The following is an 11,846-nucleotide window of genomic DNA, read 5'->3' as shown; positions in this document are numbered from 1 at the left end:
CTGGTGGTGGAGGACCATGCCAACTTAGAAGGGGACGCCCGGCCGCGTTTGCGGCAGCTCAGGGGTGAGCAAGGCACCCCTCGTCACCGCAGGTGTCGCCACGCGCGGGCCGCCAGGGCTATACTCGCGGCATGGATTCCGACCTGCCCCTCCCCGACACCGCCTGCTACTGCTCCTCGCTGCGCCAGGCTTCGCGCTACGTCACCTCGTTCTACGACCAGATGTTGTCCGGCTCCGGCCTGCGCGTGACGCAGTTCGCGATCCTCGCCAGGCTCAGGCCGCGCGCGGCCACCGTGACCCAGCTGGCGCAGAACATGGTGATGGACCGCACCACACTGGCGCGCAACCTGCAGCCGCTGGTGCGCGAGCAGCTGGTGCAGGTCCGTCCCAGCGAGCAGGACCGCCGCGAACGGGTCATCGAACTGACCGACGCCGGGCGCGACAAGGTCGAGGCCATCCTGCCGGCCTGGCGCCGCGCCCAGGCCCGCTTCGACCAGCAGTTCGGCGCGGATCGCGGCGCCCAGCTGCTCGGGATGATGCGGGCGGTGGTCGGCAGCGGCCTGCACGCGTCGGGCGAGGCCGGCTAGCGGCGTGGCTGGCGCCGCCTTCTTTTGATTTTCAGTAACATTGTCGCTTTTACCTGGGCGGATGAACCCACCTGAACCCATGCCTGCCTTCCTGTCGAACGGCGGCGCCACCGGCGCCCGCATCCGCGCCCACGACTGGAGCGCGCACCCGCTCGGACCGGTCGCGACCTGGCCGGCGCCGCTGCGCACGACCCTCGGCATCGTGCTGGGCTCGTCCTTCCCCCAGTTCCTGGCCTGGGGCCCGGACTTCACGCTGTTTTACAACGATGCCTACCTGCCCTTGCTGGGCGACAAGGAGGCCAGGGCGCTCGGCCGGCCGCTGGCGGAGGTATGGGCCGAGGCCTGGGAGTCGGTCGGCAGCTATGTGCAGCGCGCGTACGACGGCGAATCCTTCATGTTCGAGAATTACGCCGTCATGGCGGAACGCCATGGCAGGCGCGAGCAGGCCTGGTTCACGTTCTCGTACAGCCCGGTGCGCGACGAGGCCGGCGCGGTGTGCGGCGTGCTGGGCACCGTCATCGAAGTGAGCGACAAGGTGCGCGCGCTGGCGCGCCACAAGGAGGCGGAAGAACACCTCGCCCTCTCGCTCGAAGCCTCCGGCAACATCGGCACCTGGTCCTATGACCTCGACACCGCCGCCACCTTCGTGGACGAACGCTTCGCACGCCTGTTCCAGGTCGATGCCGCGCTGGCGCGCGAGGGCACGGAACTGGTGCGCTTCACCGACATGATCCACCCCGACGACCGCCCCGCCGTGCTGGCGGCGATCGACCACGCGATCATCACGGATTCGCGCTACGACGTCGAATACCGCATCCCGCAGCGTTCCGGCGTCGACGTCTGGGTCAACGCGCGCGGCAAGGTATTCGCCAATCCCGAGACCGGGGGCCGCCGCTTTGCCGGCGTCGCGGTGGACATCACCGAGCGCAAACACGCCGAGGAGGCACGCATCGCGAGCGAACGCGAGGCGGTGGCGGCCTCGCTGCGCGCCGACGAAAGCGCGCGCCGGCTCGACGTGCTGCTCGACGCCGCCCCGGTGGGCATCATCTACGTCGACCCGGCCGGCTGCCTGCTGAAGGCGAATGCCGCCAACCGCCAGATCTGGGGCAGCTACCCGCAGTCGGAAAGCATGGACGAATACGCGGAATGGAAAGGCTGGTGGCCGGCCGGGTCGCCGCGCGCCGGACAGCGCCTGCAGGTGCATGAATGGCCGATCTCGCGCGTGCTGCGGGGCGAGGACCAGGCCGCCGGCGTGGTCGAGATCGAACCCTTCGGCGAGCCCGGTCTGCGCCGCACGATCCTGGTACGCGCAGCCGCCATCCGCGACCGCGACGGCGTCTTGCTGGGGGCGGTCGCGGCCAACATGGACATCAGCGCCCAGGTCGAGGCGGAGCGGGCGATGGTGGAAAGCGAGGCCAAGTTCCGCGTGATCGCCGACGCCATTCCGCAACTCGCGTGGTCGGCCGGCGCGGGCGGCACCAACGACTACCTGAACGCACGCTGGCTCGAATTCACTGGCCTGCCGGCCGAGCGGATCGCCGGCAACGCCTGGGTCGACATCATCCATCCGGACGACCTCCCGGCCCTGCTCGCCGCCTGGCGCAACAGCATGGCCACCGACGAGCCCTTCGAAGTCGAGCACCGCCTGGTCCACCATTCCGGCGACTGGCGCTGGATGCTGAACCGCGCCCTGCCCCTGCGCGACGCGGCCGGCAAGGCCACGCGCTGGATGGGCACCCTGACCGACATCCACGACAAGAAGGCCGGCGAAGAGGAGCTGCGCGCGCAGGCGCGCCGCAAGGACGAGTTCCTGGCGATGCTGGCGCATGAACTGCGCAATCCGCTGGCGCCGATCAGCAATGCCGCCCAGCTGCTGTCGATGGCCGCGCTCGACCCGCAGCGGGTGCGCCAGTCGAGCGAAGTGATCATCCGCCAGGTGCGGCATATGACCTCGCTGGTGGACGACCTGCTCGACGTCTCGCGCGTGACGCGCGGCCTGGTGGAGCTGGAACGCGAGCGGGTCGACATCAAGTCGGTGCTCGCCAGCGCGGTCGAGCAGGCGCGCCCGCTGATCGAGGCGCGCGGCCATGCGCTCGACCAGCACCTGGCGCCGGGGCGCTGCTGGGTGCACGGCGACCGCATCCGGCTGGTGCAGGTGGTCGTGAACCTGCTCAACAACGCCGCCAAGTACACCGCCCAGGGCGGACGCATCGCGCTGTCGGTCGAGACCGGGGACGCCGGCGTGACGATCACGGTGCGCGACAACGGCATCGGCATCGACCGCGCCATGCTGCCGCACGTGTTCGGGCTGTTCACCCAGGCCGAGCGCACGCCCGACCGCTCCCAGGGCGGCCTCGGGCTCGGACTGGCACTGGTGCACAGCCTGGTCCAGCTGCATGGGGGCCGGGTCGCGGCCCACAGCGAGGGGCTGGGCAAGGGCAGCAGCTTCACGGTCACGCTGCCTGTCGTGGATGGCGCCGCGGGCACGGCCACCGACGAAGCAAGCGCCGCGGCGCCGGCGGCCGCACTGGCCGGGCGGCGCATCCTGGTGGTGGACGACAACGTCGACGCCGCGCTGTCGCTGGCGGACGTCCTGCGCTCGCTCGGGCACACGGTCGCCACGGCCCACGATGCGCACGACGCCCTGGCGCAGGCCCGGCACGCGTGGCCGGACGTGTTCATCCTCGACATCGGCTTGCCCGACATCGACGGCTATGCCCTGGCGCGCCGCCTGCGCGACGACGCGCGCGGGCGTCCGGCGGTCCTGATCGCCCTCACCGGCTACGGCCAGGCGCACGACCGGGTGCTGGCCAAGACGGCGGGCTTCGACCAGCATTTCGTCAAGCCGGTGGACCTGGCGAAGCTGGCGGAGATCGTCGAACGGGCGCCGGACGGCGCGCTGAGGTTCCGGGCCTGACTCAGCCTGCCGCGGCCAGCCGGCCGAGCAGCGCGTCGATCTCTTCCAGCCCGGCGGGCTTGGTGAGGTGGGCGTCGAAGCCGGCGGCCGTCGCCTCGCTGCGGTCGTGCTCCGCGCCCCAGCCGGTATGCGCGGCCAGCAGCGCACCGTCCAGGTGCGGCAGCCGGCGCAAGGCGCGCGCCAGCTCGTAGCCGGACAGGCCCGGCATGCCGATGTCGAGGATCACCAGCTCGAAGCGGGCTTCCTGCGCCAGCGCCAACGCGGCGCGTCCGTCGTGCGCCAGCGTCACCCGGTACCCGCGCGCCTCCAGCACGGCGGCGAGCATGGTCGCCGCATCGACGTTGTCGTCAGCGACCAGGATCGGCATGCCGGCCGCCGGACCGGCCAGCATGGCGCCGCGGCCGTCCGGACCGTTCCCGCCGGCAGGCAGGGAGGCCGGCGCCAGCGGCAGGCGCAGCGTGAAGCAGCTGCCCTGCCCCATCCCGGCACTCTCGGCATGGATGGACCCGCCATGCATCTGCACCAGGCTGCGCACGAGCGCCAGGCCGATCCCGAGCCCGCCCTGGGCGCGGCCGATGTTCTGCGACACCTGGCTGAACATGTCGAACACGCTTTCCAGCGCGTCCGGCGGAATGCCCATGCCGGTATCGCGCACCGCGACCACGGCGCTGCCGGCGCCGCCGGTGCGCGCCGACAGCGTCACCACGCCGCCCGGCGGCGTGTACTTGCAGGCGTTGGTGAGCAGGTTGGTCAGGACCTGCGCCAGCCGGGTCGGGTCGGCATCCAAGCACAACGCTTCCTCGGGGACCTCGACATCCAGCCGGTGCCCGGCCGCTTCCATCATCGGCATCACGCCCTCGACCGCGATCGTGATGACCTGGCGCAGCGCGACGCGTTCGCGCTTGAGTTCGATCTTGCCGCTGTCGATGCGTGCGATGTCCATCAGGTCATCGATCAGGTGCACCATCTGGCGCAGCTGGCGGTCCATCATCGTGCGCGCCCGGGTCAGCGTCTGCGGGCTGCTGCCCGGCAGCTGCATCAGGTCGAGCCCGGTGCGCAGCGGGGCCAGCGGATTGCGCAGCTCGTGCGCCAGCGTCGCCAGGAAGCGGGTCTTGCGGTTGTTGGCGTCCTGCAGGTCCACCGTGGCCTGGCGCAGGCGTTCCTCGGCCAGCTTGCGCTCGGTGATGTTGCGGCTGACCGTGGCATAGCCTTCGGGCTGGCCCTGCTGGTCGCGGATCACGTAGACCGTATAGATCATCCAGATCGCCGCCCCGGTACGGAAGTGGCGCATCCGCACTTCGGTCTCGCTGTGTCCTTCGCGCGCGACGCGCGGCAGGAATTCCCGCGTAATGAAGTCGCGGTCCTCGGGGAAGAAGAAGCCTTGCACCGGCGTGGCGAGCGCTTCCTCGAGCGTTTCCGCCCCGACCAGCCGCACCGCGGCCCGGTTCAGGAAGAAGGGCCGCAGATCGAGGCCGGCCATGCCGATGAAGTCTTCGCTGCGTTCGGCCAGCGTCACGAAGCGCTGGCGATCGAGCTCGGTCTGGCGGCGGTCATGGATGTCGGTGGTGGTGCCCACCCACTCGCGGATCGCACCGTCCTCGCCGAAGATCGGCACCGCGCGCCCGACGGTCCAGCGGTACTCGCCGCCCGCCGTGCGCAGGCGCTGCTCGGACTCGTAGGGGATGCGCCGGGCGACGCAGGCACGCCAGTGCGCCAGCGAAGCCGCGCGGTCGTCCGGATGCACGGCATCCAGCCAGCCAAAGCCCTTCCACTCGTCGTAGGTCTGGCCGGTGTAGGCGCGCCAGGTCGGCGAATCGGCTTCGATGGCGCCGTCCGGCCCGCAATGCCATACCATCTGGGTGGTTGCCACGATCAGCGAGCGGAACCGTTCCTCGCTCTGGCGGATCGCTTCTTCGGACAGCAGGCGCTCGGTGATGTCGCGCGTGGTGCCCGCCACCGCCTCGACCTCGCCGTCCGGCCCCATCACCGGCACGAAGATGTACTCGTACATGCGGCGCCCCAAGCCGCCGTCGAAGGGCACCACACCCTTGATCGGCGCCCGGCTTGCCTTGACCTGCTCGATCTCGCGGTCGTGCATCTCGGCATGCCAGGCTTCGTAGCCCAGCTCCAGGAAGGTCTTGCCGATCGCTTCTTCCCAGCTGCGGTTCAAGAGCTTGAGCAGCACGTCGTTGGCATAGGTGAAGCGGTGCTCGGGATCGAATACATAGGCCAGATCCGGGGTGTTGGACAGGAAGGTCTCGTACAGGCGGCGCCGCTGTTCCGACTCGCGGCCCAGCTCCTGGAGCTCGCGCTCGGTTTCGCGCTGGCGCGTGATGTCGCGGTACAGCACCGCAAGGCCGTCCTCATACGGGTAGGCGTGCACGCTGAACCAGCGCGTCTGCCCGTCGCACTCGTAGGACACCGGCATGTCGGCGGCGACGCGCTCGCGCATCACGCGCCGGTACAGCTCCCCGGCCGCCTGCCGTTCCGAGCCCGGCCAGACCTCCCAATGCGTGCGGCCGACGATCCGGGCGGCGGAGCGCCCGTCCATGGCGACGCCGGCGGCATTGATCTGCAGGATGCGGTAGTCCCGGTCCATCAGCACGAAGCCATCCTGCAGGGTCTGCAGGATGTGATGGCTGCGCTGCTGTTCCCGGTGCAGCTGCGCCTGGGTGCGCTCGCGTTCGACGATCGGCGCCAGGTGGCGCGCGCAGATGTCGGTGAGCTGCATCTCGCGTTCGTCCGGCACGCGCTGATCGGAGAAGTACATGCTGATCACGCCCAGGGCGCTGCCGTCGTTGGCGAAGAACGGCGTACTGTACAGCGCCTTGATGCCCTGTTCCAGGGCGAAGCCGCGGTACTCGGCGTACAGCGGGTCGGTGGCCGTGTCGGCAACGACGATGCGGCGCTTGTCCCGGAACGCGGTGCCGCAGGCGCCCGCGCCGACAGGCACGCAGCGCAGCGCGGCCAGGCCGGCCTCGTCGAGGCCCTGGCTGGCCTGGGTCACCAGGCCGCCGGCGCCGGCATCGTAGAGCGAGACCACGCCCCGGTGGCAGCCATGCAGCTGCGTGACCGCGCGCAGCACGATGTCGAACTGGCCGGAGAGCGTGCGTTCCTCGAGCAGGCGCTCGCTCATCGCATGCAGCTGCTGCCAGTCGCCGAGCTGGCGTTCCAGCTGGTGCTCGGACACCGCCAGCGCGACGTCGCTGCGCATCTTCGCCGCCGCCAGGGCAGCCCGGGTCTGGTGTTCCGAGGTGACGTCCTTGCAGATCGCCAGCACGCCGCGCACGCCGCTGTCGTCCTCGATCGGACTGTAGCCGTAGGTCCACCAGGCATCGGACAGCACGCCGTCGCGAACCAGCGGCACCAGGTGGTCTTCGTGCCAGGTCGCGCCGCCGCCGCGCATCACCTGTTCGATCTGGGGCCCGATGATCGGCCATGCCTCTTCCCAGCAGGCGCGCCCGCGCTGGCCGAGCGCCGCCGGGTGGCGCCGCGTGTCCAGCGTGGCGCGGTAGGCGTCGTTATAGAACTGGATGAGTTCCGGCCCCCACCAGATGAACATCGGGTGGTTCGAGGTCAGCAGCAGGCGCAGCGTGGTCTTGAGGGCGGTGGGCCAGCCCGCCGGCTCGCCCAGGGGCGTGGCGCTCCAGTCGCAGGCACGCATCAGTGCGCCCATTTCGCCGCCGCCGGAGAGGAAGGCTGCCGGCGCGGACATCAGCTTGTCGCAATCGGCAGGCAGCATGGCGTCATCAAGTCAGGTTGAGGTGGCGGACAGTATAGCCCAGCTACCCGGAGGCACCCTGTCTTGCAGGAAAGCACCACGCACCTTCCCATGACGCTCGGAAACGAATGTTTCGCCCGTTACGGTTTGGAACAATTTTGAATCGTGCAGTCGCTCAGCCGGGATTACGATTTATTCATGAACTTCAGCTTTTCAACCCCAACCAGCGGTGAGTGCCTGGTGAAACTCTGGGCCAGCGGTCGCTACGGATTCTCGCTGCCGAAGAAGGTCGAGATCACCGGGCCGGACGGCCTGACCTCGACCTATCAGTACCACAGCCGGAAAGTCGGGCTCAAGGCCGAACTCACCAACCGTATGCTTGTCAGAATCGCGATTGCCCACTACCTGGCAGGCACCGGAGTCGACGCGGCGGACGAGATCCGGCAGATCGACGACACGGTGACGCCCTTCGACGGCACCCTGACGCAGATCCGGCCCTTCGCCCCGCCGCCCCCGCCGCCGCGCGTACGGCCCTCGCGGATCCTGCCGAAGGCAGCGTCCGCCCGCGCGGGGCCAGGCAGGCTCGCCTGCGAGGAAGCGGCATGAACCCAACACCGAAGACGAGGTAGACGCATGCGTATCAGCTTCACTCCCGGCCAGGTCGCCATGCTCATCGGCAGGGCCGAACGCCAGCTCGAACAGATCGTCGCCGACTCGATACGCGAGGCCGGCAATGGACGCAACATCGCGCGCGGTGCGCAACACATGCTGCACGAAACGGTGGTCACCCTGATCCGCCTGTACCGCGAGCAAGTCCAGGACGGCGCGCCGGTGGCGACCCGCATCGCCCGTGCCTACGCCAAGGGCGCCGACGCCCAGACCGGGGTGCCGACCCTGGCCTGCGTGCGCAGCATCCTGACGATCATCCGCGACGCCCGCGCAATGCCGGCAGCGCCGCAGCCGGAGACGCCGCAAACGGCGCCGCCGCCGGCACAGCAGGCACGCGCGAACATAAGAATCGGATAGATTTCCGGCTGCGCCGGTGCGCTACACTTCTCCGATCACACGATACGGAGAGAACCAATGCGCGCACTCTTGACCCTGTGGAGCGGACTGCTCATCGGCCTGACGCCAGCCATTGCACTGGCGGCGCTGCCCGACGGTTGCGGGCCGGTGGATGATCCGCAGCGGCTCGCGCGCACGGCGCGCATCATCCTGGTCGGCGAAATGCACGGCACCCATGAATATCCGGCGCTGGTGGCGCGCCTGGCCTGCCAGGCCCTGGACGGCGGCCGTCCTGTGACGCTGGCCCTCGAAATTCCGCATGAGGAAGAGGCGCGGCTTTCAGCTTACCTGGCGTCAAGCGGCGACGCCCAGGCGGCCCGCGCACTGACCGCCAACTCCCCCTTCTGGCAAAAGATCCGTGACGGCCGCTCGAGCGGCGCGATGCTGGTCCTGATCGAGCAGGCGCGGCTCTGGCGCGCCCAGGGCAAGCCTGTGCGGGCGATCACGATCGACAAGCCGCGCGCCGCGCCGGGCAGCCGCGACGAACACATGGCCGCCCGCGTGCGCGAGGCGGCGCTGGCCGGACAGCAGTCCCTTGTCATTGCCCTCACCGGCAACATGCACAACCGGCTGAAGCCTTTCGACGCCCGAGAGCTGCCCGTCCCCATCCCGACGCCAATGGGCGTACTGCTGCGCGACCTGACACCGGTCTCGATCGGCAACGAGCGCTCGCGCGGCTCCTTCTTCGCCTGCATGCCCGACTGCCGGGTGCACGGCGAGGAAGACGGCGGCACGCCCTTGGCCGTGCCGCGCATTACACCGGCCCCGGACCGCGGCCGCGGGCCCTTCACCCACCTGGTGGAACTCGGCAGCACGACGGCATCGGAGCCTGCCATCGACGTGGTCCGCTAGTCAATCCCGCCACAGCCAGCGCAACGCTGGCGGCGCTGGGCATCCTGGAGATCGAGGGCGGGCGCAAGCCGCGCCTGAAGGCGATCGACCCGCACGTGCTGGCGCAAGTATTCGACTACGCGCTCACCACGGCGCAGGTGAGCGTGGCCCACGTCATCGAGACGCGCCGCGCCATCGAACTGCAGTCGGCCCAGCTGGCGGCACGCTACGCCACCCCGGAACAGCGGCGCCAGCTGCGCGAACTGGTGGTGCAGATGCGCTCGGCCGGTTCCGACCATGCACGCCGCGTCGCCTGCGACACGGCAATTCATACGGTCATTGCCGAGGCCAGCGGCAATCCGCTCAACAGCATCCTGCTGGCCGCCCTGCGCACCCCGGTCGAGCCCTCGTCGCGCATCCATTTCGACGACCGCCGCAGCGAGAGCGAACTGACGCGCGTGATCGACGCCCATGAAGCGGTGGTGGACCGGATCTGCGCTGGCGACGCCATGGGCGCCGTGTCCGCTATGTCTTATCACTTCGACATCTCGATCCTGCATGTCGCCCGCCACGAAGCAGACGAGGAAGAGAAAGCCGCCTCCAACGGATAGCCGTCGCCGACGCAGAACCGTCGGACTGCTCAGAACTTCGGATTCCGGAAATGCTGGCGAAAATCGTCCGTAAAACGCCAGGCCAGATGTCCTTTGTGGTAGCGGACAAAGTCGAATACAACTATTCCCGTTGGATCGTCGAAACGTCGGCATGAGGTAGCTGTGCCCTGCTGTGCCAGGCTGCGCATCGTGCGTGAAGCCGCCCTGTTGCCGACCCGGAAATAGTCGCAGACCTGTGGGGCGGTCAGGAATCCGTCGGCGACGCCGCGCCGCTCGCGCATCAATCGATCCAAGGCCGTGTTGTTCGTAGTGCCGCCCATCATCAGGTAAATCAGCAATTGCCTTTTCACCGAGCGGCCTGGCGAATAGTGTGCCCCCAGGAGGCGGTCGCTCAGGCCGATCTCGCTGCTGATGCTGCCGTCTTCCTGTTCGTACTCCGCGATCGCGACGCACATCGCTTTCGCTTCCGCCAGGGGCAGCCTGAAGAATTCTTTGGCCGGATTGACACGCCGTTCGTCCAGCAGCAAATGTACCCGACGCTCCGCCACGACCACGTTCTCGACCGGTATGTGCCATTCCAATGTGAATTGCAGGGGGATGGCGGATTGACGGCTCAGTTCTGCCGCCCGCTCTTCGGGCAGCGCCTCGGTCAGCCCAATCTTGAAGACGTCGGACGACAGGGCGGGATTGCTCAGGATGTAGAGGTAACCTGCGGACATGGGAAAAGATCCTTAAGTAAGGGCTCTGTAGCGCCCGAAGCCCTCGACAATACGCAACACGTCAATTGTTTGCTTGTATGAGATCAAACTCTGTCTGACAAGGGAAGCAGGAGCGGCCGGCTCGCTATGCCACCGCCAGCCGTTTTGAGCGGGTCGTCCCGCCCACGCCCACCGCAGTGGCAATCGCCAGCGCCTGGAACAGGGCCACGCCGGCGAACACCCAGCCCGGCCGTCCCGCATCCATCACCAGCCCGAACAGCAGCGGGCCGATCGCCAGCCCGCTGTCCAGTCCCGAATACACGACGCCGTACACCCGGCCGGTTGCGCCCTGGGGCGCGGCGGCGCGGATCATCAGGTCGCGCGAGGGTCCCGCCACACCCGAGCACAGGCCGATCAGGCCCATCAGCGGCAGCGCCATCCAGGACGGACCGGCGCCCGCCGCCAGCACCAGCGCCAGCAGGGCCGCCGCCGAAAACGCCAGGGCCACGGTGCGGTCGTGATGTTTCGACTGCGCGCCGAGGAAGCCGCCGGCCAGCATGCCCAGCGCCGAGGCGAGCATGTATGCGGTGTAGGAACTGGTGGCCAGCGCATGCGAGATCCCGTACAGCGATTCCAGGCTGATGGTCGCGAAGCTCTGGATGCCGCCCAGCGCCACCGCCGTCAGCAGGAAGAAGCCGAAGCACAGCCACACCGCGCGCAGCTTGAGGAAGCCGAGCGTATCACCCTGAGTTGCAGCACCCTGGCGCACGATCGGATCCGGATACAGGACGTGGCGGTTCAGCACCAGCAGCGCCAGCACCACCATCGGGATTGCCGCCGCCGACAGCAGGGCGATGCGCCAGCCCTGGCTGGCCGCGATGGAGGCGAGGAAGACCGGCGCGGCCGCCCAGCCGATGTTGCCGCTGATGCCGTGCACCGAGAAGCCGTGCGCCAGCCGCTCGCGCGAGACGCGCTGGTTCAGCAGCGTGTAGTCGGCCGGGTGGAAGATCGCATTGCCGCAGCCGGCCAGCAGCGCTCCCGCCAGCAGGCCGGCGTAGCTGTCGGCGCCGGACAGTACCAGCGCCGACACGCCCAGCATCGACATGCCGTAGAACAGCACGGCGCGCGCGCCGACCCGGTCGACCACGAAGCCGGCCAAGGCCTGCCCGATTCCCGACACCACGAAGAACACCGTCATCAGGAGACCAAGCTCGGTGTAAGTCAGCTTGAAGGCCGGCTTGAGCCAGGGGATCAGGGCCGCCAGGATCAGGTGATAGAAGTGCGAGGTACCGTGCGCCAGGCCCACCAGGCCGATCACCCGCGCGTCGTGGCGCATGCTGTTGTTCTCTTTGCTCATCCCCTGCCCCTTCGGTCGAAAAAGCCAGTGTAAGCAGGTTTCGCGCGTCCGATTTAAGA

General features: G+C 68.9%; 9 protein-coding genes. 6 read left to right on the top strand and 3 right to left on the bottom strand.

Translation table 11 applies throughout. The annotated features are described in order from the left end of the window. Positions 1-131: 131 nt before the first annotated feature. Positions 132-587 (top strand): MarR family winged helix-turn-helix transcriptional regulator, encoded by a 456-nt coding sequence (locus ACSQ25_RS09625; protein WP_436105470.1) that lies wholly within the window; start codon positions 132-134, stop codon positions 585-587. A 79-nt stretch (positions 588-666) separates the two neighbouring features. After that, positions 667-3,504: a hybrid sensor histidine kinase/response regulator gene (locus ACSQ25_RS09620; protein ID WP_436105469.1), complete on the top strand. Its 2,838-nt coding sequence runs from the start codon at positions 667-669 to the stop codon at positions 3,502-3,504. A gap of 1 nt (position 3,505) precedes the next feature. Here the strand turns inward: ACSQ25_RS09620 and ACSQ25_RS09615 are convergent, their stop codons facing one another. Continuing rightward, on the bottom strand, positions 3,506-7,246 hold the full coding sequence (locus ACSQ25_RS09615; protein ID WP_436105468.1) for a PAS domain-containing protein: 3,741 nt from the start codon (positions 7,244-7,246) through the stop codon (positions 3,506-3,508). A 177-nt stretch (positions 7,247-7,423) separates the two neighbouring features. On the opposite strand from ACSQ25_RS09615, the gene ACSQ25_RS09610 reads away from it, so the two are divergent. The 4 genes from ACSQ25_RS09610 to ACSQ25_RS09595 all read left to right on the top strand — a co-directional run bounded on the left by ACSQ25_RS09610 (position 7,424) and on the right by ACSQ25_RS09595 (position 9,732). Then, positions 7,424-7,831, top strand: a complete 408-nt coding sequence (locus ACSQ25_RS09610; protein WP_436105467.1) for a hypothetical protein — start codon at positions 7,424-7,426, stop codon at positions 7,829-7,831. Between the two features lie 27 nt (positions 7,832-7,858). Next, positions 7,859-8,251 carry a hypothetical protein gene (locus ACSQ25_RS09605; RefSeq protein WP_436105466.1) on the top strand — a complete coding sequence of 131 codons (393 nt, stop codon included), beginning with the start codon at positions 7,859-7,861 and terminating at the stop codon, positions 8,249-8,251. A 57-nt stretch (positions 8,252-8,308) separates the two neighbouring features. After that, positions 8,309-9,142 (top strand): hypothetical protein, encoded by an 834-nt coding sequence (locus tag ACSQ25_RS09600; protein ID WP_436105465.1) that lies wholly within the window; start codon positions 8,309-8,311, stop codon positions 9,140-9,142. A gap of 95 nt (positions 9,143-9,237) precedes the next feature. After that, complete coding sequence (locus ACSQ25_RS09595; protein ID WP_436105464.1) at positions 9,238-9,732, top strand: FadR/GntR family transcriptional regulator; 495 nt, start codon at positions 9,238-9,240, stop codon at positions 9,730-9,732. Between the two features lie 29 nt (positions 9,733-9,761). On the opposite strand, the gene ACSQ25_RS09590 is transcribed toward ACSQ25_RS09595, so the two are convergent. Beyond that, positions 9,762-10,451, bottom strand: a complete 690-nt coding sequence (locus tag ACSQ25_RS09590; protein ID WP_436105463.1) for a GIY-YIG nuclease family protein — start codon at positions 10,449-10,451, stop codon at positions 9,762-9,764. A 124-nt stretch (positions 10,452-10,575) separates the two neighbouring features. Further along, on the bottom strand, positions 10,576-11,787 hold the full coding sequence (locus tag ACSQ25_RS09585) for an MFS transporter (RefSeq protein ID WP_436105462.1): 1,212 nt from the start codon (positions 11,785-11,787) through the stop codon (positions 10,576-10,578). Positions 11,788-11,846: the final 59 nt, after the last annotated feature.

The organism is Massilia sp. LjRoot122 (assembly GCF_964252725.1).
Taxonomy (GTDB): Bacteria; Pseudomonadota; Gammaproteobacteria; order Burkholderiales; family Burkholderiaceae_D; genus Telluria.
This window is presented reverse-complemented; position numbering and strand designations above follow the sequence as displayed.

What these genes read in the sequence shown, in the direction of transcription:
- ACSQ25_RS09625 (WP_436105470.1), top strand. Translation starts at nt 132, where the DNA reads ATGGATTCCGACCTGCCCCTCCCCGACACCGCCTGCTACTGCTCCTCG.
- ACSQ25_RS09610 (WP_436105467.1), top strand. Translation starts at nt 7,424, where the DNA reads ATGAACTTCAGCTTTTCAACCCCAACCAGCGGTGAGTGCCTGGTGAAA.
- ACSQ25_RS09590 (WP_436105463.1), bottom strand. Translation starts at nt 10,451, where the DNA reads ATGTCCGCAGGTTACCTCTACATCCTGAGCAATCCCGCCCTGTCGTCC.
- ACSQ25_RS09585 (WP_436105462.1), bottom strand. Translation starts at nt 11,787, where the DNA reads ATGAGCAAAGAGAACAACAGCATGCGCCACGACGCGCGGGTGATCGGC.
- ACSQ25_RS09605 (WP_436105466.1), top strand. Translation starts at nt 7,859, where the DNA reads ATGCGTATCAGCTTCACTCCCGGCCAGGTCGCCATGCTCATCGGCAGG.
- ACSQ25_RS09600 (WP_436105465.1), top strand. Translation starts at nt 8,309, where the DNA reads ATGCGCGCACTCTTGACCCTGTGGAGCGGACTGCTCATCGGCCTGACG.
- ACSQ25_RS09615 (WP_436105468.1), bottom strand. Translation starts at nt 7,246, where the DNA reads ATGCTGCCTGCCGATTGCGACAAGCTGATGTCCGCGCCGGCAGCCTTC.
- ACSQ25_RS09620 (WP_436105469.1), top strand. Translation starts at nt 667, where the DNA reads ATGCCTGCCTTCCTGTCGAACGGCGGCGCCACCGGCGCCCGCATCCGC.